At 65.1% G+C, this 21,471-nt stretch carries 27 protein-coding genes and 1 pseudogene; 19 read left to right on the top strand and 9 right to left on the bottom strand.

Annotated elements, in window-relative coordinates; genetic code table 11:
- Positions 1–137: 137 nt before the first annotated feature.
- From GNX96_RS29760 to GNX96_RS29735, 9 genes are read left to right on the top strand one after another with little or no spacing between them, the layout of a single operon-like run.
- Positions 138–1,280 (top strand): NAD(P)/FAD-dependent oxidoreductase, encoded by a 1,143-nt coding sequence (locus tag GNX96_RS29760; protein ID WP_279581826.1) that lies wholly within the window; start codon positions 138–140, stop codon positions 1,278–1,280.
- Complete coding sequence (locus tag GNX96_RS29755; protein WP_163571262.1) at positions 1,277–1,546, top strand: (2Fe-2S)-binding protein; 270 nt, start codon at positions 1,277–1,279, stop codon at positions 1,544–1,546. Before GNX96_RS29760 ends, GNX96_RS29755 begins: the two co-directional genes overlap by 4 nt.
- A complete protein-coding gene (locus tag GNX96_RS56175; RefSeq protein WP_279581825.1) occupies positions 1,527–2,378 on the top strand; it encodes an NAD(P)/FAD-dependent oxidoreductase in 852 nt (283 codons plus the stop codon). Before GNX96_RS29755 ends, GNX96_RS56175 begins: the two co-directional genes overlap by 20 nt.
- A complete protein-coding gene (locus GNX96_RS56170) occupies positions 2,362–2,871 on the top strand; it encodes a (2Fe-2S)-binding protein (protein WP_279581824.1) in 510 nt (169 codons plus the stop codon). Before GNX96_RS56175 ends, GNX96_RS56170 begins: the two co-directional genes overlap by 17 nt.
- Positions 2,871–3,644, top strand: coding sequence for a dihydrodipicolinate synthase family protein (locus GNX96_RS29745; RefSeq protein ID WP_313885815.1), 774 nt, complete (start codon positions 2,871–2,873; stop codon positions 3,642–3,644). The genes GNX96_RS56170 and GNX96_RS29745 overlap by 1 nt, the downstream gene beginning before the upstream one ends.
- A complete protein-coding gene (locus tag GNX96_RS61545; protein ID WP_313885816.1) occupies positions 3,530–3,766 on the top strand; it encodes a dihydrodipicolinate synthase family protein in 237 nt (78 codons plus the stop codon). The genes GNX96_RS29745 and GNX96_RS61545 overlap by 115 nt, the downstream gene beginning before the upstream one ends.
- A gap of 2 nt (positions 3,767–3,768) precedes the next feature.
- Entirely contained in the window at positions 3,769–4,503 is a 735-nt protein-coding gene (locus tag GNX96_RS29740) for a proline racemase family protein (RefSeq protein ID WP_279581823.1), read from the top strand.
- The gene (locus GNX96_RS56165) at positions 4,497–4,775 is read left to right on the top strand and encodes a proline racemase family protein (protein ID WP_279581822.1); all 279 of its coding nucleotides are present in this window, start codon (positions 4,497–4,499) and stop codon (positions 4,773–4,775) included. The genes GNX96_RS29740 and GNX96_RS56165 overlap by 7 nt, the downstream gene beginning before the upstream one ends.
- The gene (locus tag GNX96_RS29735) at positions 4,772–5,452 is read left to right on the top strand and encodes a GntR family transcriptional regulator (protein WP_279581821.1); all 681 of its coding nucleotides are present in this window, start codon (positions 4,772–4,774) and stop codon (positions 5,450–5,452) included. The genes GNX96_RS56165 and GNX96_RS29735 overlap by 4 nt, the downstream gene beginning before the upstream one ends.
- On the opposite strand, the gene GNX96_RS56160 is transcribed toward GNX96_RS29735, so the two are convergent.
- Positions 5,413–5,628 (bottom strand): hypothetical protein, encoded by a 216-nt coding sequence (locus tag GNX96_RS56160; protein WP_279581820.1) that lies wholly within the window; start codon positions 5,626–5,628, stop codon positions 5,413–5,415. The two genes, GNX96_RS29735 and GNX96_RS56160, sit on opposite strands and share 40 nt — an antisense overlap.
- Positions 5,629–6,096: 468 nt before the next feature.
- On the opposite strand from GNX96_RS56160, the gene GNX96_RS29730 reads away from it, so the two are divergent.
- Complete coding sequence (locus GNX96_RS29730) at positions 6,097–6,411, top strand: hypothetical protein (RefSeq protein ID WP_163571260.1); 315 nt, start codon at positions 6,097–6,099, stop codon at positions 6,409–6,411.
- 93 nt (positions 6,412–6,504) lie between these two features.
- A complete protein-coding gene (locus GNX96_RS29725) occupies positions 6,505–7,128 on the top strand; it encodes a GTP cyclohydrolase II (protein ID WP_163571258.1) in 624 nt (207 codons plus the stop codon).
- Between the two features lie 16 nt (positions 7,129–7,144).
- On the opposite strand, the gene GNX96_RS29720 is transcribed toward GNX96_RS29725, so the two are convergent.
- The 3 genes and pseudogenes from GNX96_RS29720 to GNX96_RS29710 form a co-directional block, all read right to left on the bottom strand.
- Positions 7,145–8,530 carry an MFS transporter gene (locus GNX96_RS29720; RefSeq protein WP_279581819.1) on the bottom strand — a complete coding sequence of 462 codons (1,386 nt, stop codon included), beginning with the start codon at positions 8,528–8,530 and terminating at the stop codon, positions 7,145–7,147.
- A 164-nt stretch (positions 8,531–8,694) separates the two neighbouring features.
- Positions 8,695–10,312 (bottom strand): annotated as a pseudogene (locus tag GNX96_RS29715) (AMP-binding protein).
- 73 nt (positions 10,313–10,385) lie between these two features.
- Complete coding sequence (locus GNX96_RS29710; RefSeq protein ID WP_163571257.1) at positions 10,386–10,988, bottom strand: TetR/AcrR family transcriptional regulator; 603 nt, start codon at positions 10,986–10,988, stop codon at positions 10,386–10,388.
- Positions 10,989–11,069: 81 nt separating this feature from the next.
- Here GNX96_RS29710 and GNX96_RS29705 point away from each other — a divergent pair, with 81 nt between their 5' ends.
- Positions 11,070–12,287, top strand: a complete 1,218-nt coding sequence (locus GNX96_RS29705; protein ID WP_279581818.1) for a cytochrome P450 family protein — start codon at positions 11,070–11,072, stop codon at positions 12,285–12,287.
- Between the two features lie 309 nt (positions 12,288–12,596).
- Positions 12,597–12,728 (top strand): hypothetical protein, encoded by a 132-nt coding sequence (locus GNX96_RS56155; RefSeq protein ID WP_279581817.1) that lies wholly within the window; start codon positions 12,597–12,599, stop codon positions 12,726–12,728.
- A gap of 152 nt (positions 12,729–12,880) precedes the next feature.
- Here GNX96_RS56155 and GNX96_RS29700 read toward each other — a convergent pair whose 3' ends face one another.
- Entirely contained in the window at positions 12,881–13,093 is a 213-nt protein-coding gene (locus GNX96_RS29700) for a hypothetical protein (RefSeq protein ID WP_163571255.1), read from the bottom strand.
- 366 nt (positions 13,094–13,459) lie between these two features.
- Between GNX96_RS29700 and GNX96_RS29695 the strand changes: the two genes are divergently transcribed.
- Positions 13,460–14,587, top strand: coding sequence for a DUF222 domain-containing protein (locus tag GNX96_RS29695; protein WP_163571254.1), 1,128 nt, complete (start codon positions 13,460–13,462; stop codon positions 14,585–14,587).
- On the top strand, positions 14,512–14,703 hold the full coding sequence (locus GNX96_RS65120) for an HNH endonuclease (RefSeq protein ID WP_163571253.1): 192 nt from the start codon (positions 14,512–14,514) through the stop codon (positions 14,701–14,703). Before GNX96_RS29695 ends, GNX96_RS65120 begins: the two co-directional genes overlap by 76 nt.
- A gap of 606 nt (positions 14,704–15,309) precedes the next feature.
- On the opposite strand, the gene GNX96_RS29685 is transcribed toward GNX96_RS65120, so the two are convergent.
- Positions 15,310–17,142: an FG-GAP-like repeat-containing protein gene (locus GNX96_RS29685; RefSeq protein WP_163571252.1), complete on the bottom strand. Its 1,833-nt coding sequence runs from the start codon at positions 17,140–17,142 to the stop codon at positions 15,310–15,312.
- A gap of 99 nt (positions 17,143–17,241) precedes the next feature.
- On the opposite strand from GNX96_RS29685, the gene GNX96_RS56150 reads away from it, so the two are divergent.
- Genes GNX96_RS56150 through GNX96_RS29670 form a run of 3 tightly spaced genes read left to right on the top strand, consistent with a single transcriptional unit; the run spans position 17,242 to position 19,129 of the window.
- Positions 17,242–17,928 (top strand): hypothetical protein, encoded by a 687-nt coding sequence (locus tag GNX96_RS56150; RefSeq protein ID WP_279581816.1) that lies wholly within the window; start codon positions 17,242–17,244, stop codon positions 17,926–17,928.
- Between the two features lie 2 nt (positions 17,929–17,930).
- Positions 17,931–18,164, top strand: coding sequence for a helix-turn-helix transcriptional regulator (locus GNX96_RS29675; protein WP_163571251.1), 234 nt, complete (start codon positions 17,931–17,933; stop codon positions 18,162–18,164).
- A 5-nt stretch (positions 18,165–18,169) separates the two neighbouring features.
- A complete protein-coding gene (locus GNX96_RS29670) occupies positions 18,170–19,129 on the top strand; it encodes an NAD(P)-dependent alcohol dehydrogenase (RefSeq protein WP_279581834.1) in 960 nt (319 codons plus the stop codon).
- Between the two features lie 26 nt (positions 19,130–19,155).
- On the opposite strand, the gene GNX96_RS29665 is transcribed toward GNX96_RS29670, so the two are convergent.
- Positions 19,156–19,608, bottom strand: a complete 453-nt coding sequence (locus GNX96_RS29665) for a MarR family winged helix-turn-helix transcriptional regulator (protein WP_163571248.1) — start codon at positions 19,606–19,608, stop codon at positions 19,156–19,158.
- Between the two features lie 101 nt (positions 19,609–19,709).
- Between GNX96_RS29665 and GNX96_RS29660 the strand changes: the two genes are divergently transcribed.
- Positions 19,710–20,165 carry a MarR family winged helix-turn-helix transcriptional regulator gene (locus tag GNX96_RS29660; protein WP_163571246.1) on the top strand — a complete coding sequence of 152 codons (456 nt, stop codon included), beginning with the start codon at positions 19,710–19,712 and terminating at the stop codon, positions 20,163–20,165.
- On the opposite strand, the gene GNX96_RS61540 is transcribed toward GNX96_RS29660, so the two are convergent.
- Both GNX96_RS61540 and GNX96_RS29655 read right to left on the bottom strand, forming a co-directional pair.
- Positions 20,127–20,495 carry an iron-containing alcohol dehydrogenase gene (locus GNX96_RS61540; protein WP_313885814.1) on the bottom strand — a complete coding sequence of 123 codons (369 nt, stop codon included), beginning with the start codon at positions 20,493–20,495 and terminating at the stop codon, positions 20,127–20,129. The two genes, GNX96_RS29660 and GNX96_RS61540, sit on opposite strands and share 39 nt — an antisense overlap.
- Entirely contained in the window at positions 20,437–21,453 is a 1,017-nt protein-coding gene (locus tag GNX96_RS29655; RefSeq protein WP_279581815.1) for a hydroxyacid-oxoacid transhydrogenase, read from the bottom strand. Before GNX96_RS29655 ends, GNX96_RS61540 begins: the two co-directional genes overlap by 59 nt.
- Positions 21,454–21,471 lie beyond the last annotated feature (18 nt).

Here is a 21,471-nt window from a genome sequence, read left to right as displayed (position 1 = left end):
GTTCACTTGGCTGAGTGAGTACGGCCGTGCGCGAGTGCGCGTGGCGTGGGACGGGCGACCTCCTCCACTGAGCGAGCCGGGGGTTACTGGTCAGGGAGAGTGCAATATGACATGCTACTGGTGTGGCGGGAACTGATGTGCTGGTGATTGGGGCTGGGGTGGTGGGGGCGGCTTGTGCGTACGCGTGCACGGCCGCTGGGCTGACCGTCACCGTCGTCGATCGTGGCGCGATCGCGGGTGGCACGACCAGCGCCGGCGAGGGCAATATTCTGGTCTCGGACAAGGAACCCGGACCGGAGCTGGATCTCGCACTGCTCTCTTCGCGGCTCTGGCAGGACATAAGCGCGGACCTTGACGCGCGATGCCTGGAATACGAGTCAAAAGGTGGCGTGGTGGTGGCTGGATCGGCGGCGACCGCGACCGGGCTGCGGGCGCTCACGGCTGGGCAGCGGGCCGTTGGGGTCGACGCGGTCGACCTTGACCAGGACGAGCTTTTCCAGTTGGAGCCCAATATTTCCCGCGATGTGGTGGGCGGTGCGCTCTATCGGCAGGACGCGCAGGTCCACCCCATGCTCGCGACTGTTCACCTGTTGCGCCGCGCTCGCCAGGCAGGTGCGGTCGTACGCACCGGCACCACCGTGGTGGCATTCCTGCGCGACCGGCAGGGCGCTGTGATCGGGGTGAAGACCGACCCGGCGGACGAGTTTTATGCCCGGTGGGTGATAAACGCGGCTGGTACGTGGGCCGGCCAGGTGGCCGAGCTGGCCGGCGCGCCGGTGCCGGTGTTGCCTCGGCGCGGATTCGTTCTGGTCACCGAGCCGTTGCCTCGGGTGGTACGACACAAGGTCTACACCGCCGAATACCTCGCGAACGTCGCCAGCGATGACGCCGGGCTGGAAACATCCGTGGTGGTCGAGGGAACCAAAAGTGGGACCGTCCTTATTGGAGCGAGCCGTGAGCGGGTAGGTTTCGATCGCACGTTCTCGCTGCCTGTGCTGCGTAGACTGGCCACCCAGGCGATCGGGGTTTTCCCTTTCCTGGAAAAGGTTTCACTGCTGCGAAGCTACTTGGGCTTTCGGCCGTACTGCCCAGACCACCTGCCGGTGATCGGGCCGGATCCACGGGTGCCCGGCCTGGTGCACGCCTGCGGCCACGAGGGTGCCGGCATCGGGCTGGCGGCCGCGACCGGGCATGTGATCGCCCAGTTGTTGACTGACCAGAGGCCTGCTGTCGACCTAACCCCGCTGCGCCCGCATCGATTCGAAGAAGCCGCCAGATGATCACCTTTTCCTTCGACGGAAAACACATCGAAGCCGAGCCCGGGCAGACCGTCGGCGCTGCGCTCATCGCTGCCGGGCACCGGTCCTGGCGACTCACCCGAAAAGATGGCAAGGCACGCGGCATTTTCTGTGGCATCGGCGTGTGTTTTGACTGTCTGGCAACAATTAGCGGCGGACCCAACCAGCGCGCCTGTCTCACCGAGGTGCGGCCGGGGGATGTCGTGGAAACACAGGAAGGGGCCGGACATGGCGATCTCGCCTGCTGACGGCTCGTACGACATCGCCGTGCTGGGCGCCGGTCCGGCTGGCCTCTCGGCGGCGGCCGCCGCAGCGGCACAGGGCAGCCGGGTCGTGCTGATTGACGCGGCGCCGCGGCCGGGCGGGCAGTATTGGCGGCATCGCGCCGGCGAGGACCGCCTCCCCGCACCCCTGCGCGCGGCCTTGGAGGCCGTCACTTTCCTGCCGTCACACGCGATCTGGCACATCGAGCGTACCGACAGCGGCTTCACCATCCATGCTCTCCCGGATCGGGAAATCGACTGTCGTACGGTTGTCGTGGCCACCGGCGCGTACGACCGGCAGCTGCCCTTCCCGGGCTGGACATTGCCGGGCGTTTTCACCGCCGGCGGAGTGCAGGCTTTGTTGAAAGGCCAGGGCGTGGTGGCTGGTAACCGGATCGCGGTCGCGGGCACCGGCCCTTTTCTGCTGCCAGTGGCCGCTGGCCTGGCCGAGGCTGGCGGCCAGGTGGTCGGGGTTTTCGAGGCCGGCCGACCCACCGCTTTCTTACGACATCCGTTGGCCCTTTCTCGCAATGTCAGCAAGATCTTCGAAGGTGCTGGCTATTTGCGGAGGCTGAGACGATATCGAATTCCGTTCAGCACGCGTACGACTGTGGTCCAGGCGCATGGCACGGAAAGCGTCACCGGAGTCACCGTCGCGCGTTTGGACTCGAACTGGACAATAGTCAGCAAGCGCCGGATCGACTGCGACACGGTCGCGGTCGGCTACGGTTTCACGCCACAGACCGAAATTCCGCGACAGCTGGGCTGCGAAATGGTCGTCGACGCCGACGGCAGCCTGTGTGGTCAAGGTCGATGACCAGCAGCGCAGCACGGTTACCGGAGTTTACGTTGCGGGCGAGGCCTGCGGAGTCGGTGGCGCTCAACTCTCGCTCGTGGAAGGTGAAATTGCCGGCCTCTTCGCGGCGAATGCACGTCCGCCCAGCCGGTTGTTGAGGCGGCGAGCGGCCTTGCGGATTTTCGCGGAGGCGATGCACCAGACTTATCCAGTGTTGCCGGGTTGGCAGAGCTGGGTACGTACGGACACAATTGCCTGCCGCTGCGAGGAAATCACTGTCGGCACGATCCGCCATGCGGTCACCGAGCTCGGCGCCACCGACCCGCGGGCGGTCAAGTCGTACGCGCGGCCCGGGATGGGGCTGTGCCAGGGCCGCGTCTGCGGCTACCCCACCGCCGCTCTGGTGGCCGGCGAGCTTGGCCGAGCGGTGACCGAACAGGATTTGCGCGGGCTGGCCGAACGACCCATCGGCCAGCCGGTGCCGCTGGGAGTGCTGTCGAGACTGGAGAACTGATGAACGAACCGGAAAAGGCATGGCACGGCGTGCTGGTCGCGACGGCGCTTCCGTTGCGCGAAGGGAAAGTCGACTTCGACGGCTATGCCGAGCATGTCGGTTGGCTGGCCGCGAACGGCTGCGACGACGGCGTCACCCCGAACGGTTCGCTTGGCGAATACCAAACGCTTTCAGCGCAGGAGCGGGCGCAGGTTGTCACCACCGCGGTCGCGGCCGCGCCGCCGGGTTTCTCGGTGATGCCAGGCGTTGCCGCGTACGGCGCCGATGAGGCTCGCCGATGGGCCGAGCAGGCGGCGGAGGCCGGCGCGCCGGCAGTGATGTTGTTGCCTCCCAACACTTATCGCGCCGATCGACGGGCCGTGGTCGCCCACTATCGAGAAGTCGCCAAGGTGGGCGTGCCGATCGTGGCGTACAACAATCCCTTCGACACCAAGGTCGACCTGGTTCCGGAGCTGCTCGCGGAGATCCACGGCGAGGGGCTGATCGTCGGCGTGAAGGAGTTTTCCGGAGACGTAAGGCGGATCTACCAGGTGCACGAGTTGGCGCCCGACCTCGAAGTGCTGTGCGGCAGTGACGATCTCGCGCTGGAACTGGCGATCGCCGGCGCGGTGGGCTGGATTTCCGGCTATCCAACGCTTTCCCACACGCCTGCGTCGAGCTGTGGAAAGCCGCTACCGGCGGCGATCTCGGCACCGCGCTGCCGCTCTACCGGGCGCTGCATCCGTTGTTGCGCTGGGACTCCAAAACCGAGTTCGTCCAGGCGATCAAGCTGAGCATGGACCTCGCCGGCCGCTATGGCGGGCCGTCCCGACAGCCGCGCGTGCCGCTGAGCGCCGAGCATGAGCAAACCGTTCGCCAGGCCACCGAAAAGGCGCTCGCAGAAGGGCTTTCCTGACTATGCGCAGCGACCGGGTCCTCCATGCCGTCGACTCGCACACCGAGGGAATGCCGACCCGCGTCATCACCGGCGGGGTGCCGGTCATCCCGGGCGACACGATGTTCGACCGCCGCCGGTATTTCCTCGAAAACCTCGACCACATCCGGAAGTTCCTGATGAACGAGCCGCGCGGCCACGCCGCGATGAGCGGCGCGATCCTGCAGCCGCCGACGCGTCCGGACGCCGACTGGGGAGTGCTTTTCATCGAGGTGTCCGGCTGCCTGCCGATGTGCGGGCACGGCACGATCGGAGTCGCTACCGTGCTGGTGGAGGCCGGCATGGTCGAGGTCCAAGAGCCGGTCACCACCATCCGGTTGGACACTCCGGCAGGTTTGGTCGTGGTGGACGTGAAAGTCGAGCAACGCGCCGCTCGCGCGGTCACCCTGCGAAACGTGCCGTCTTTCACCTTGGGCCTGGATCGTACGGTCAAGACGGCGGATTTTGGGGAAATCTCGTACGACGTCGCTTTCGGCGGCAACTTCTACGCCATCGTGGAGCTGGAGAGCCTCGGGATCGCCTTTGAGCGTACGAACAAACAGCGGATGCTGGACGCGGGGCTGGCCATTATGGCGGCTGTCAACCAGAGCGAGCGACCGGAGCATCCGGAGAACCCGGAGATCGCTGGCTGCCATCATGTTTACCTGGCCGCACCGGGATCGACCGCCAGACATTCCCGGCATGCGATGCGATGGTGATCCATCCCGGCTGGTTCGACCGCTCGCCCTGTGGGACCGGCACCAGCGCCCGGATGGCCCAGCTGCACAGCCGCGGACTGCTGCCGCTGCACACCGACTTTCGTAACGAGTCGTTCATCGGCACCGAATTCACTGGCCGGTTGGTGGAGCGAACCACCGTCGGCGGCCGGTCCGCGGTGGTCCCGACCGTCACCGGCCGGGCCTGGATCACTGGTACGGCACAATATCTGCGTGATCCGGACGATCCGTTTCCCGAGGGGTTCGAACTGTGATCGATGATGCGGCCGTACGCCTCGCGCCACTGAGCGGTCGCCGGAGCCTGCGCGAGGAGATCACCGAAACCCTGCGGGGCGCGGTGATCTCCGGTGAGCTGGCGCCCGGAGTCGTCTACTCCGCGCCGAGCCTCGCCGAGCAGTTCGGCGTCTCGGCTACCCCGGTCCGGGAGGCGATGCTGGACCTGGCCAAAGAGGGTCTGGTGGAAATCGCCCGGAACAAGGGTTTCCGGGTCACCGAACTGTCCGCCGCCGAGCTCGACGACCTCACCGAGTTGCGCGCCCTGATCGAGATCCCGGTGATCCGGCGGATCGCGCAGGCGGGGGTGGACCCGGCGGTGATCGAACGGCTGCGTCCGCTGGCCGCCGGCATCGAGGCAGCGGCCAGCCGCCGTGATTTCATCGCACACGTCACGATCGACCTGGACTTCCACCTGACTTTGCTGGCCCAGGCCGGAAATCCGCGGCTCGTCGAGATCGTCCGGTCGTTGCGTACCAGCTCTCGCTTGTACGGCTTGAAAGCACTGACCGAGGGCAGCGCGCTTTTCGATTCCTCGCACGAGCACGCCGAGCTGCTCGACCTCATCCAGGCCCGGGACGCGGACGGCGCCGAGCGGCTGATGCGCCAGCACCTGGGTCACGTCCGCGGCATCTGGGCGGCAGACCCACCGGTATGACCGTACAGATCAGGGCATGGCAGGATTTTGCTGCCCGCTTTGTCCTTGATCGGAGTATTCGTGAAGAGATTGCTGTGTGCCACGGCGGCATCGGTCGCCATCATCGCGGCCGGCTTCGGCCCGGCCGCGGCCAGCGCCCGGACGGAGGCTCCCCCAGTGCCGATCCCCTCGGACATGACCACCAGCTACCTGCTGTTTGATCGTCCGACAAACCACATCCTGGCCAGCCGTGACCCGGACAAGCAGTTCAGGTCCGCGTCCGTGGTGAAAATCCTCATCGCACTGGACTACCTGACCATCAAGGGCTCAGTGGACAATATTCCGGCCGATGATCTTCCCAAACTGCAGTCGATGTTGCGCTCCAGCGATGACGCCGCCGCGAAGTACTTCTATCGCGGGGACGGCTACACCGAAGTCATCACCAGAATGGTGGAAAAAAACTTGGTCTGCAGCACACCGAGCCGCCGGCCGATCGGAATTACTGGGGATACACCGCGATCAGCGCGTCGGACATCCTGCGCACGTACCAGTATCTGCTGGCTGACCAACAACAGGATGCGTTCGGTCAGTTCATCCTGGCCAATCTCGGGCAGTCCACCCAGTGCGCGAAGGACGGCAGCGACCAGTATTTCGGCATCCCGAGCGTGGCGCCGGCGCCGTTCCGGATCAAACAAGGTTGGTCTGGTTTCCCTGACGTCGTACGCACACCGCAGTGCCCGACGAGTTCCGCGGACAGCCCAGCCAGCTCCGGCGAGGAGGCACCGGCCGGCGTCGCCGCGAAGATCCCCGCCGACGGCGTCGATCTGACCAGTCACCTGCTGCACACGACTGGCCTCGTCGACCACGACAGCCGCATCCTGATCGTGCTGAGCCTCTATCCGACGAGCGTCGACTGGCCCACCGCGGCCAGCAAGATCACCGCCGTCACGCAGGCTGTTTACGGATATACCCAGCTGTGACGTGTGGCCGTGATCACCACCGGCCGGCGCGGCCGGAATAAAGCCCGGGCCAGCGGGATTCTTGACCTACCTGTCGTCGGTGAAGGGCGTGTCATGGGCTCCAACGTTGCGCCGACCACGGTCCGTACCCGCCTGCGGATCCCGCTCCGGTTCGACGACGGCTACGCGGTGGACGCCGAGGCGGTGACCTTCACCGGTCTGGTCGACGGCCTCGAACACCTGGCGCTGGTGCTGGGCGACCCAGCCGGCGCGGAGGTCCCGCTCGTACGACTGCACTCCGAGTGCCTGACCGGTGACGTGTTCGGCTCGGCCCGCTGTGACTGCGGGCCGCAGCTCCGGGAGGCGACCGAGCGGATCGCCGGCGTTGGCGGCTACTTGCTCTACCTGCGCCAGGAAGGTCGCGGGATCGGCCTCTACAGCAAGCTCGACGCGTACGCATTGCAGGACACCGGCCTGGACACCTTCGCCGCCAACACCGCTCTGGGGCTGCCCGAAGACGGTCGTGACTACACGGCGGCCGCGCAAATGCTGACCGCGCTGGGCGTGGGCACGATCGACCTGCTGTCCAATAATCCCGACAAGGCTGAGCAGTTGATCGCCCACCACATCCAGATCCGCCATCGGCTGCGTACGGGCGTTTTCGCCAACAGCACCAACATCCGCTATCTGCAGGCAAAAGTCGACAAGCAAGGCCACCAGATCACCCTCGCGAGCTGACCGCGGCTTTGCGGCTTTAGGCGCGTACGGCGGCCAAAGTGCGGTGGGTGTCCTCTTGTTCTACGTAGCCGTAGACCTCGGGGAGAATGTAACGGGCGGCCAGGAAACCGCCGAGGGAGATGAGCGAGACGACAACCGTGGCCAGTGGGATGCCGATGGCGGCGAACATCACCGGGAACAGAATCAGCGTGACGAACTGGGCGAGTTTGCAGAAGATATAGCCGAATCCAGCGGCGGTGGCCTTGTAGCGGCTGGGGGCGATCATCGCGGTGATCGTCATGCCGTTGGAAGCATCCCAGTAATGGCCCCACATCAGGGTGGCTGCGGCTACCGGGACCAGGATTTTCCAGTCCAGCGCGAGAAATGCGGCGGCGGCGGCGAGCAGGGAGACGAAGGCGGTGCCGAACCCCCACTGGGCGATGCCGCGGTGCCCGATCCACGGCGTGATCGCCGGTCCGACGAAACCACTGACCACCGCGATGAGATAGATCGCTCCGGTCACGAAATTGGTCGCGGCGATCCCGGTCACCCCGGTCAGCACCAAAATCACCGGCAAGTAGAACCCGAAAGCGGCGAATTCGGCGCCCTGCGCGCCATTGGAGATCCAGGCGAAGATAGTGGCACGTTTGCGCACCGGATCGGCCCAGATGTTGCGCAGGAAGTCCCGAGTGCTGGGGCGGTTGATCGGGAAGTCCTGGTTGGGCAGCATTTCCAGCGGGTCACCGAACATCCGCATCGAGACCCGTTTGGCTTCCCGGAAACGGCCGCGTTGAATGAGCGACATCGCGGTGTCCGGCAGCTTCAGCCGGACCAGCAGCAAGGCCAACGCCGGAATCGAACCAAGCGCGAGGCCGAGGCGCCACAACAACAGGTGCGGTTGGATGCCGGCGAGGAACATCACCGTGACGGCGGCGATCGCGAAAACCTCACCAATGGCGAACATGGCCTGCCAGCGGTTTCCCATCACCTCCCGCTTGCCCCTGGGCATCGCCTCCATGATGTACGCGTACCCGCAGGCGATGTCGCTGCCCAGCGGGAATCCGAGCAGGAACCGCAACAAAACCAGGTCCCACATGTTCGTCACGAAACCCTGCGCGAGCGCCAGCACCACAAAAAGCACCATGGTGCCCAGGAATACCCGGCGCCGGCCGAGCCGGTCGGCCACCCAGCCACCGCACAGCGACCCCAGCAGGGCACCGGCGTTGACCGCGCCGGCCGCGAGCCCGACCATGAACGGATTCGGGTGGAACTCGGCCTTGATGAAGATGAGCAGGAAAGAAATCGCCCACAGATCCCACGCCTCGATCAGAATCGTCGAGATCATCAGCCAGCCGGCCCGCCGGCCGATCTTGGTGCCGCGCTGGTTCATCACCCGACGCACCGCGAGATCCGACAGCGCCAAGCAACTCCTCCTGGCTGGCGATCGGCCGGTAAATCGGGGACGGTCTCATGTGAGTCCCTGCGGCTCGGGGAGCGGGTCACAATGTTAGCCAGTGACCGACACGATCCGTCAACAGCGAATCGCCATTCTTATGATGTTTTACCAGAAAGTCTGGTCTAGTCCGTTTAACCTTGGATCCGGGATTCGCGGTCCTTCCACTCGCGTTCGCGCAGTTGGAACTTCTGAATCTTTCCGGTGGAAGTTTTCGGCAGTTCGGCGACGAAGTCGATGGTGTCCGGCACCTTGAAACGCGCGATCCGGGCGCGTACGTGCGCGGCGATCTCCTCAGCTGTCGCGGTGGCACCGGAACGCAGCACCACGAAGGCTTTCGGCCGCTCTCCCCCCATTTTTCGTGCGGTACGCCCACAACGGCCACTTCCAGGACGGCCGGATGCGAGTCGATGGTGGCCTCCACCTCGATGGTCGAGATGTTCTCGCCGCCGGACACGATGATGATGTCCTTGGCCCGGTCGCGCAGCTCGATATAGCCGTCCGGATGCCACACCCCGAGATCACCGGAATGGAACCAGCCGCCCGCAAAAGCCCGCTCGGTGGCGGCCGGATCCGCGAAGTAGCCGGACATCACGTTGTTGCCACGCATCACCACCTCGCCCATGGTCGCGCCGTCGCGCGGCACGTCGGTCAGATCCGGAGCGACCACCCGTACCCCGTCAGTGACGACCATCCCGACGCCCTGCCGGGCCAGCATTTTGTTGCGGGCCTGCGGATCCAGCTTCAGCCAGCCGTCCTGCACCTCGCACACGGTGTACGGGCCGTAGGTCTCAGTCAGTCCGTACACGTGCACCAGCCGGGCGCCCAACTCCGTCAGTTGGCCGATGACGGTCGGGCTCGGTGGCGCGCCAGCGGTGGTGACGATGATTTCGCGGTCGAGCTGGTGGGCCGGCTGGGCGTTGGCGATGGTGACCCGACCGTCGGGGCGCCATTGAGGTGGGTGATGCCTTCCTCGTCGAGCAACCGCCAGATTTCGTTGGCGTCTATGGAACGCAGGCACACGTGCGTACCACCGATCGCGGTGACCGCCCACGTCGTACACCAGCCGTTGCAGTGGAACATCGGGAGTGTCCAAAGATAACGCGACTCCGGCGTGTGCTGCGAATGCACGATTTCGGCCAGGGAGTTCAAATAGGCGCCGCGGTGGTGATACATCACGCCCTTGGGCTGGCCGGTGGTCCCGGACGTGTAGTTGATCGAGATCGTGTCCCGCTCGTCCCGCACCGCCCACGGCAACGGCGTGTCCGCACCGCGCGCCAGCAGTTCCTCGTACGACATGCCACCGACCGCCGGGTCCGCGGCCGCCCCGGACGCCGGGTCGGTGACCGTCACGATCGCGATCCCCAACTCGGCCGCCACCGGCGCGATTGTCGGATGCAGGCCCGCGTCCACCACCACAGCAGTTTCGCGCCGGAATTGCTGGCAAATATGGCGGACCTCGGGGCCGGCCAGCCGGGTGTTGACCGCGACCAGCACGGCTTCGGCCAGCGGTACGCCGAAGTGCGCGACCAGCATCTCGGGGATGTTGGGCAGCAGATACGCCACCCGGTCGCCGGGCTTGACGCCGCTGGCCCGCAGGGCGTGCGCGAGCCGGGTCGCCTCGGCCGCGAAATCGGCGTAGCTGATCCGTCGGTCGCCGTACGCGATGGCCGTCCTGTCGGGGAAAACCCGCGCCGAGCGGTCCAGAAAGGCGAGCGGGGTCAGCGGGGTGAACCAGGTGTCGTCGGCCATGGGCACATCCTGGCCACCTCGCCGGCGGGAATTCAAGACCGGCGTGCACCTGGAGCTGACCGCTGCCCGGTAGTTACCGTACGGCGGGCAGGATCAACTGGTCGACGATGTCCTCGATATCGCGTCGGGACAACGGAAGTCCCTGCACCAGACCACGGCTCATCACCATCGCCGGCCCGACGTTGAGCACGATCGGGGTGATCGCGCCGGCCCGGATCTCGCCGCGGGCCGCCGCGCTCTCGAAGATGGCCCGCAGACCGCGTTGCCGTGGCTCGATCACCTTCTCCCGGGCGGCAGCCTGCAGGCTGGGCGATTTGCGCAGGTCACCGAGGATGCTGCCGATCGCGCGCCCGATCGGGCCGGCCAGCGTGTCGGCCATCCTGGTCATCGCGGTGACCAGGTCGGCGCGCAGGTCTCCGGTCTCGGCCAGCGGCGGCGGGTTCGGCAGCCACTCGTTCACCGCCGTGATGACCAGGTCCTCGAGGGTGGCCCAGCGCCGATAAAGCGAGGACTTGGCCGTACCAGCGCGGACCGCTACGCCTTCCATGGTCATCCGGCCGTAACCGACCGTCGAGAGTTCGTCGAGGACGGCCTGGAAGATCGCGTCCTCCAACGCCTGCCCGCGACGGCGGGTACGAGTTGTCTGGCTCGATGTCACCCACTGCACTCTACTCACCAATAAGAAACCCTTGCGTTTCTTATGGGAACGACAATAGGCTCGATAAGCAACGGAGCCGTATCTATTCTGGAGGTCGAGATGACCGTCGCCATTGACCGGGCCGATCCGTACGAGGCGTACAAGCGATTGCGTGAACAAGCGCCGGTGCACCGGATCGAGGGGCCGATGGGCGCCGAGATCTGGCTGGTCAGCCGGTACGAGGACGCCCGCGCGGCGCTGAGCGACCCGCGGCTTTCCAAGCATCCGCGGCACGCGCCGCAGTGGGTGCGCGACCTGGGCCTGGTCACCGAAAGCGAGAACCCACTCGGCGTCAACCTGCTGTCCACCGACCCGCCGGACCACACCCGGCTGCGCCGGCTGGTCACCAGCGCCTTCACCCGGCGACGGATGGAGGCGCTCCGGCCGCGAGTCCAACAAATCACCGACGCACTGCTGGATGAAATGGCCGGCGGGACCGAGGCGGATCTGCTCGCCGCGCTGGCTTTTCCGTTGCCAGTAACGGTTATCTGCGAGCTGCTGGGCGTGCCCTTCGCCGATCGGCACGACTTTCACCGGAACACCAGGGCGAGCATTTCGCCGGAGTTGACGCCCGAGGGATTAGCCGCACAACGCGAGGCCCGTCGGTGGATGCGCGACTACATGACGGGTCTGGTGGCGAATGCTCGCGTACGAGTGGACCCGACGCTGCCGCCGGACGAGCTGCCCGATCTGGTCAGCGCTCTGGTGGTGGCCGCGGACGAACGGGACGGGCTGTCCGAGGACGAGCTGGTCGGCATGATCCAGCTGCTGCTGGTGGCCGGCCACGAGACCACCGTCAACCTGATCGGGAACGGCATGCTCGCCCTGTTGTGCCACCCTGACCAGCTGAAACTGCTTCGCGAGCGACCCGAGCTGGTGGTGCCGGCAATCGAGGAACTGCTCCGCTTCGACGGTCCTGTCGAGCGGGCCACGCCGCGCTACACGGTCCAGGACGTGGAAATCGCCGGCGTGACGATCCCGGCCAACAGCATGGTGTCGGTCGTACTGGCCGCCGCCGACCACGACCCTGCGCACGCGCCGCAAGGCGACCAACTCGACATCACCCGGGCCACCCCATCCCACCTCGCTTTCGGCCACGGCCTGCACTTCTGCCTCGGTGCCCCGCTCGCCCGGCTCGAAGGTCAGATCGCGATCGGTACGCTCGTACGCCGCTTCCCGGACCTGGCCCTTGCCGTCTCGCCCGAGAAGTTGCGGTGGCGTGACAACGGAATCACCAGCATCATCCGCGGTCTCGAAGAGCTCCCGATTCGGTACTAGTGTAGGTAGATTTGTTGTAATTTACGCCGCCTGACGCGTGACATCGCCCGATCTCGGTGGCGCTGACCGGTCGCGCAACGGCGGGTGGTCGCCGCCGTCACCACTCACGTGTTGGGCGTAGTCCCGATTGCCGGTGCACAAGAAACGGTGACCGCACTACACGCCGGTCAGTACGGGGGCTCGCCGCTACGGCAGTGGCTGAGGCCAACGGCGACCAGCTGAGAGTGAGCGCCTGATGCACGAAGAGGGCATCCAACAGGCCCAGCAGCAGGGCACCGACACCACCGAACCGGATCACGAACGGCGCCAGTGGCGCGAGCCCACATCCTCGCCTACTACGCGCTGGACCCCGACCCCGACGAGGCAGCCCAGGAAACGGTGTACGAAGCCAGCTTCATCGTCCAGAAAGCCGCGCTGGCACGCTCGTACAGACCGCCTTGAGCACTGTGAGCTAACGCCGACTCTGTCACTGCGGGACATCTGCTCGGGTCGATGTGCTGATCTGGCTGTCGGCCTGCACGAAGTCGATCAAGAGGACGAAGGCAGAAGCAGGCTCGCGAGAGGACTCCCAACACTCACGAAACAGGTCGTGGTCAGCTTCCCATCACGGCCGCAACGGCGAAACCAACGACAGCAACGAGGCCGAGTACGACCGCCGCGATTGATGACTGACGCCTCATCGTCTGCTGATCGCGCCCACTCGGCGCCTTGCTCAGCCGCCGACCCGTAATGGCCTGGTAAGCGTTCAGGCCAGCCAGGAAGACGCAGCCGACGCTCATGACATACGGGGGAACAGCCGAAGTCATCCATTCATCCGTTCGTCCGGCGCCAGAGCGGACACAAGGCTGCCCGCACCATTAAAGTAGCAGCAGACCTGGAGGTCGTTGGCAAGGTGAACACGTCGAGCACGTCAAGGAACGATATCTGCACTATGTCGATTTATCCGGTGCCAATTGATGGTTGGGATGACCTGAGTACTTGGGGGTGGGATGAGGGCGCAAGTGTCCTCGGCCAAGGCGGCGTAGCCGGCCAACGTCGCCAACTGAGGTTCCCCCAGAACCTCAATTGAACGCGCGCGCTCTCTATGTTTCGTTGAGGTTATTGTGAAAGTATGCAATTCCTGATTACCCATACGCGGCCATATTGTCGGTGCCGGCGGTAGAATTAATGTCATGGCCGCCGGCGACGACGACCACCACTCCAGAACTCTCTGGAGGTGTGACCCGGACGAGCTCGGTGAGCTGCTGCAGGCAAAAGAAAAAGCGGTCCGGCTACTGCAGGTCGAAGTGCTGGACATTGTCGCGGCGATCCACCGAGGAAACGTCGGCAAGACGCTCGGACACCGCAACACCCTGGGCATGCTGCAAGACCTCCTGCGACTGTCCCCCACAGAGGCATCCCGACGCTACAAACGAGCCCTGAACCTGTGCCCCAGCCAAGCCCTGACCGGGGAAACACTCGCACCCACACTCAGCATAGCGAGTGAGGCGATGCGCCGCGGGGAACTCGCCGACTCCCAGATCGACACGATTGTTGGGGTCGTGACCAGGCTCCCGGCCAGGGTGACCATCCAGGATCGTGAGGAAGCCGAAGCGTCGCTGGTGGAGCACGCGAAACGGTACACCGCACCCGGCCTAGCCAAAGTTGGCCGACGGATCCATGATCACCTGGACCCTGACGGACCGGCGCCGTCCGAACACGAAAACGAGACACCACGCCGCGAACTGTCCCTGCACACCGGGACAGACGGGCGCCTGAACTTCAGTGGCTCGTTCGACGGGGAAACCGGCACTTTGTTCAGTGAAATTCTGAGCCCCCTGACTAAACCCCGCCCGGCTGAGAATGGCACCCCTGATCAGCGGTCAGTGTCCGAGCGCAACGGGGACGCGCTCGCGGAAGCCCTGAATCTGATCGCGGACTCCGGGAAACTCCCCATCCAGGGCGCCGAGCGGCCGCATCTCACCATCACCATCAGCTGGGACACGCTCCGAGACCGCCTCGGAGTCGCCTACCCACACAGCGGCGCACCGATTTCCCCCGAAGGCGTCCGCCGGCTCGCGTGTGACGCGGACATTATCCCGATGGTGCTGGGCAGCGACAGCGTGCCCCTGGATGTCGGACGCAACGAACGACTCATCACACCAGCCCTACGCAAAGCCTTGATAGCGCGAGACAAAGGCTGCGCCAGATGCGGCCGACCACCCCGCTGGACAGAGGGCACCACGTGCAGCACTGGGCCGATGGTGGGCATACCTGCCTTGACAATTGCGTACTCCTGTGCGACCGCTGCCATCGATTAGTGCACCACGGCGGCTGGGACGTACGCATCGTCAACGGAATCGTTGAATTCCTACCGCCCGCGTACGTTGACCGCGAACGAAGACCCATCCGCGGGATTAACCAGCTCGCCACATAGAACATCCACCCGGCCGCCGGGCACTATCACGCCCGGCGGCCCACAACCCTGCTATGTGCGAGTTGCTCCATCAGTGCGGAGAGTTTTCCCTGGATATCGATCACCTGCCGAGCCTTGCCCAGCTCGCCGACCAGGCGCTCTTTTTCCTTGTGCAGCTGGACGTTCTCCCGATCCCGCGGGTCGGCCGCAGGCCGCCCCGCGGGATCGACCAGCCCCCCCGCCAGCGCTCCTTGGTCCCGCTAAGTCCGCCACGCCAAGATCAGCGACGTATACGAGCCTTCCCGTCGCAGCAGGGCACCCTGTCCGCTTCATCCAACTCCTCGTACTCAGCCAGAGTCTTTACCTTGCAAGACACGGAATACTGTCGCGACCGCGCCTTCGCCGGAACCTCAGGATCAGGCACCAGGGATGCCGGAAATGCGGCGGAAGTACGATTCGGCGTTCCGTGCGGGAGCGGTGTGGATTGTGCGTGAGACGGACAAGACGGTCGCGCAGGTGGCTCGGGACCTGGGGATTGTGACTCAGACGCGGGAAACTGGGTCAAGGCTGATCGTGTCGAGAGTGGCTCACGAAGCCTGTGAGCGGTTCCAAAATCCGCCGACCCGATTACCTACCCAACGTTGCTTGACGAGGTACTAAATAAGATAGGTCCGGGTCGGGTCCAGGTCCATCTGGGCGATCTGCCTGCTGGCGCCCCACGGATTCGGCGCGAAACCCAGGACATTGCGCCATCCGGTGACGGTCCCGTCCGCGCCGATCCCGACGATGTCGGCTTTGCCGTCGCCGTCGAGATCGGCGAAACTGGGTCCGGTCCGGGTTCGGATCCATCGCGGCGATCTGGGTCGGGCCGCCGGCCCACGGATTCGGCGCGAAACCCAGGACATTGTGCCAGGCGAGCACCTTTCCGTCCGGGCCCACCGAAATCAGGTCCGCCTTGCCGTCGCCATCGAGATCGGCGAACTTGATCCGGGTCGGATCGGGGTCGAGTGCGGCCAAGTGGGTTTGGCTGCCGCCCCACGGGTTTTCGGCGAACCCGCGGATGTTGCGCCACCCGGTAACGTTGCCGTCCGCGCCAATCGCGATGATGTCGGCCTTGCCATCGCCGTCGAGGTCCGCGAACTGTGTTCGCGCCGGGTCGGCGTCCATCTCGGCGATCAGGGTTTTCGCGCCGTCCCAGGGCGGCGAGGCAAACCCACGTCCGTTGTGCCACGCGTAAACCCGGCTCGCATTCGGGTTGGTCGGGTCAGGTTCGATCGAGATGATGTCCTTTTTGCCGTCGCCGTCCAGGTCCGCGAACCTGGTTCGTCGCGGATCCGTACTCATCGACGCGACGGCCAGACTGGCGCCCCAAGGCATGGTGTCGAATCCCTTGACGTTAATCCACGCCCGAATGGCACCGGCCGTGTCGATACCGGCGATGTCGGCTTTTCCGTCGCCAGAAAGGGATGCTCGTACGGACGTGGCCACGGTGGTGTTCGCGACGCCGAAATACGCGGTGCAACCAGCTTCCGCGAGCTGCTCGACGCGCTGCCCGTCTGCCGAGGCCAGCAGCGGGGAACTGTAGTTGTCGCAGGCATCCGCGGCATTCGACACTCGTACGGGCGCGGGCGCTCGCCGCCAGCTGCCATATTCGTTGACCAACATGACCTGGCCGCTGTCCGCGGCGACCGTACCGTTGGAGTTGTACATGAACTGGCCGACCACCACCAAGGTTCCGCCCGGAATTCCGGAATTCAGCCACTCGACCGTCGGCGCGTGCCCGGCGTACTCGCCGTCGGCACCGAGCACCGAACCAACAGTGGCGGGATCGCCCCAGTCCCAGCCGTCCGCCGACGTACGCATGCGGACCTCGCAGTTTCCCTGCCAGCTGCCACAGAACTCGTAGGTCATCACGTACGAGCCGTCGCCGATCTTACGTACGACGGCCATGCCCGGCCGGTTGGCCCGGGTCGCGCTCGCCACCACATCGCGTTTTTCGGACCAGTCATGGAGATCACTGGTCCGCGCCTCAGCGAGTTTCTGGTCGTGCTGGGCCTGCGCGGTGAGGTCGTCGGAGTAATAGACCGCGAGTTCGGCATTCTTGGTGACGGCGAACTCCGGCTCCCAGAAAGCGCGGTTGCTGGCCGCCGTGCTCGGCGCGCTGACGATCGAGCCGGCGAACGACCACGTTCCGCCCTGATTCGTGCTGGTCCACAGCCGCAGCTCCGCGGTGCCGCGGCTCGAACCGGTCGAGGTCGCCCACAGCAGGGTCCCCGCCGGGTACGCGCCCACCGCGGCCGGCAACTCGTACAAAGTCGTGCAGCACAACGCGCCGCCAGCCGAGGCTGGGTCGGCGATGGTGGCGGTCCGCGTCCACGTCCGGCCGTCATCGGTACTGCTGAAGATGCGACCGACGCCGTCGCCGCTCGCGCCCCACCCTCGCGTCGCGGATGCGACCAAAGTGCCGTTCGCGGCGCCGTTGTGGGCAGCAGCCGAATGAGCCGCGGGTAAAAGATCGGGTCCGGCAGTTGGGACACATAGCCCGCCGCACTGGCCCCGGTGGACGCGGTCGCCGCCGGCGGCGCCCACCCCAGGCCGGCGATGACCAGCACTGCCGCCAGTACGACGCTGAGAGGTTTCACCAGATTCTCCCCGGAAAGGCGGTGGGCCGACGGGACCGTACGGCAGCGGATGGCGACGGTCAAGGCCGTATCGCCGCCCAGTCGGAATCTGCCGACGATGTTAAGAATCTTTGACATCTCGTCACTGTCGCCTTACCTTGGGTGTTGTCAAAGTTTCTTAACATCGGGAGTGGTCGTCGTGGCGTACGAGGAGAAACGGGCCTGGATCATGCTCGTGGTCACGATCTGTGGATACGCGACCTATCTTGTGCTGATTCTCGGGCAAACCAGAACGGTCCCACTCACCGCGGTGCCCTATGTGGCACCCATGCTATGGACCATCGGCGGCGCCATTGTCGTGACAGTTGCCTTCACCATCGCAACGGCGGTCATCTTTCCTCAAGATGCCAACAAAAAGGACCGACGTGACCGGGAAATCGGCAGGTTTGGCGAACACGTCGGTCAGTCGTTCGTGGTGATCGGCGCGGTCGCGGCGCGGCGCTGCTGCTGCTGCATCACCCAGGTGAGCTATTTCTGGATCGCGAACGCCGTTTACCTGGCCTTCGCGCTGTCGTCCATCCTTGGCTCAGTGGCTCGGATTTTCGCCTACCGCAGAGGTTTCTGAAGATGGTGAAGCCGACCCGAGTCACGAACATCATTCGCTCGCTGCGCTTGGCGCACGGCCAGATGACCCAGGCCGAGCTCGCCGACCGCATCGGCGTGACGCGGCAAACTGTCATCGCGATCGAGCAGGGCCGCTATTCGCCGTCCCTTGAGATGGCCTTCCAGATCGCGCACGTTTTCCACGTCCCGCTGGACGACGTTTTCCACTATCCGCAGAACTCAGGAGAAACATCGTGAAAGCCATGGTTCAGGACACGTACGGCTCCCCCGATGTGTTGGAGTTCAGGGACATCGACAAGCCCCCTATAGGTGCCGATGAGGTGCTCGTACGGGTACGAGCCGCCGGTGTCGACCCGGGCGTGTGGCACCTGATGGCGGGCCAGCCGTATCTGTTGCGGGTGATCGGCTTTGGTTTGCGGGCGCCGAAAGTGCGGGTACGCGGCCGAGACGTCGCCGGATCCGTCGAGGCAGTCGGTGAAAACGTCACCGATCTGCGCGTCGGTGCCGAGGTCTTCGGGATCTGCGAAGGCTCATTCGCCGAGTATGCGAGCGTACGAGCGGATAAATGCGCGCCGATGCCGGCGAGCCTTCGCTTCGACCAGGCCGCCGCCGTCCCGGTCTCCGGCATCACCGCGCTGCGAGCTCTCCGAGATGCCGGCCAGGTGCGAGCCGGCCAACGGGTGCTGGTCGTCGGAGCCGCCGGTGGCGTCGGGACTTTCGCCGTACAGCTTGCCAAAACGTTCGGAGCGCACGTCACAGGCGTCTGCAGTACGACGAAAGTCGACCTGGTCCGCTCGCTCGGCGCCGACGAGACCATCGACTACACCCGCGAGGACTTCACCGATCGGACCGGCCATTTCGACCTCATCCTCGACATCGCCGGCAACCGGCCGCTGTCCCGGCTCCGCCGTTCCCTCGCACCACGCGGGACTCTGGTCATCGTCGGCGGCGAGGGCCGGCGCTGGCTCGGCGGGATGGATCGCCTGCTCCGGGCGGTCGTCCTGTCGATGTTTCTCAGCCAACACCTGCGTGGAGTGTTTCCGCAAGAGAACAGGGAAGACCTGATGATCCTGCGCGAGCTGATCGAGGACCGCAAGATCACCCCGGTCATTGATCGTACGTACGCGCTAGCCGAAACGCCGGACGCGATTCGCTATGTCCACAAAGGACATGCCAGCGGCAAAGTAGTCGTCGTCCTCTGACCACCATTTGTTGAGCTAGGAATCTCCTAGAATGGGGCACTCATCAGTGACGCTGCCCGCTTGTCGACTTCAAGAAGGACGCGTATCGCCGTTTCCACCATCTCCGGATCAATACCGCCGATGGCCGCGTCGGTGGCTTTCCGGGCGTACGCGTACATACTCTCGAAATGCGCTGCCCCAGCTTCAGTGAGAGCCACCATCGGTGTGGGATTTTCGGGATGATAGGCAACAAAACCCAATTCGGCGGTACGCTCCAGCAAGTTGATCACGGCTGGGCGGGCCAGATCCATGCGTCGGTCCAGCTCAGCGACCACCTCGTCGACAGCAAGCGCTGTCACCTTCTCTTTCAACAGCACCAACAGCATCCAGCTCGGGAAGTCGGAACCGGCCTCGGCGAGGGCACGACGGTGCAGCTTGCCGATTTTGCGGGCGGCCTCGCCGAGCGCCAGGCCAAAACTAGGAAGGGGATGCTCGGTCATGTGAATCCTCCAGGACGAGATTAGATGGACCATCCAACGTTGGAGTGTCCAACACTACCCGAGATTGTTGGAGGTGCCAACTATCTGTTAGCTTTGATGCCATGGAGTTCGCCGAAGATGCCGCCCCCACCACGCGACTCGCCCTGCCGAGCAGGCTGCTCAACCTGGCGGCCATCTCCGCCAACCGGATCACTGATCTGGCACTGAAGGACACCGGCTCTCGGCGGTATCACTACACCCTCCTCTCGACCCTGGACGAGAACGGACCGTCGAGCCAGGCGGATCTGGGTCGCTGCACCCGCATCGATCGCAGCGAGGTCACCGAAACGATCAACGACCTGGCCGAGCGACGCTTCGTCACCCGTACGCCCGACCCCGCCGACCGCCGGCGCAACATAGTGTCGATCACAGCGGCCGGAAGAAAGCACCTCGCGACACTGCGGAAGCTGCTGACGGACGCCCAGGCTCAGCTCCTGGCGGCGCTGTCTCCCGACGAACGGACGACTCTCGTCACGCTGCTAACCCGGGTCATTGGCACCGCAGCCGTACGAGACTGAGCCGATTACCAGAGGTTCATGGAGCTGCTGAAGATCGCCGCGAGGTCTTCGGCGGTGACGGCTTTCGGTGCGATGGCGAGCAGGCGCTGTTGTTTTTAGCGCTCCGCCGACCAGATCGTCAATGTCACCGGCGTGATAGCCGACCTCGGCGATGCCATTGGGCATACCGATGTCATGCATCAGGTCCGCCAACACAGTGGGCAGGAACGCAGCCGGGTCCGCTGGCGGTTCGGCATCGGGCGCCAGTAAGGTGGCGGCTCGTAGATGACGATCAGGGGCCGCATCGAACGTGAAGCGAAAGGCTTCCGGCGCGGTCAAAGCCGCGGACATGCCGTGCGGGATTCATCGGCTCGTCGTTCGGGTAGTCCTTCGGACGGAAGTCCTTGACACGCCCGGCGATCGGGTACGCGTTGGCGTGCGGGATGTGGACACCGGCGTTTCCGAAGCCCATGCCGGCAAAAGTCGCGGCCAGTGCCATCGACTCGCGCGCTTGGACATCGCCACCGTCGCGTACCGCGCGCCGAAAGGAAGTCGCCATCAACGAAAGTGCCTTCTCCGCCCACATGTCCGCGATCGGATTTGAACCACAGTAAGGAACCCGCTGGTCGGCGGCCTTGCGCTCGTACGTCGTGTACGGCCGGGCCGTGTAGCTTTCCAGCGCGTGGCAAAGAATGTCCATGCCAGCGCAGGCGGTCACCCCGGCCGGTTGACTCACCATCAGGCTCGGGTCAACGACCGCCAGCGTGGGCCGCAACAATGCGTGGCTGATGCCGGCTTTTACCTTCAGATCAAGGACGTCCAGCACGCAGACAGTGGTGCTTTCACTGCCCGTGCCAGTAGTAGTGGTCGGCACCGCGACCAGCGGCATGAGCGGCTGGGTCGGCGCCTTTCCCTGCCCCACCGGAACATTGACGTAGTCCAGCAGTGTCCCGGGATTGGTGGTCAGCAGGTTGATCGCCTTGGCGGTGTCGATGCTGGATCCGCCCCCGACCGCGACAAACGCGTCCCAGGGCCCCAAATCTCGCCCGTACGCAACGGCCTCTTCCAGACTGGCGTCGGTCGGCTCGATATGCACCTGGTGGTAAATGACCGCCTCGATGCCGAATTCCTTCATCCGCTCGGCGACCCGCTGCGGACTGCCGGACGCGGCCACACCGGCGTCGGTGACGATGAGCACCCGCTTCGCGCCGGTCAGGCTGAGGTCGTAGCCGATCTCGTCGGCCGCCCCACTTCCGAACTTCAGCCGCGGCGCGCCGTACGTGAAGACGCTTTCCGGGTTGTGCGCCACGTGCTGTCCTCCGTCAGT

The organism is Fodinicola feengrottensis, from assembly GCF_010993775.1.
Taxonomy (GTDB): Bacteria; Actinomycetota; Actinomycetes; order Mycobacteriales; family HKI-0501; genus Fodinicola; species Fodinicola feengrottensis.
This window is presented reverse-complemented; position numbering and strand designations above follow the sequence as displayed.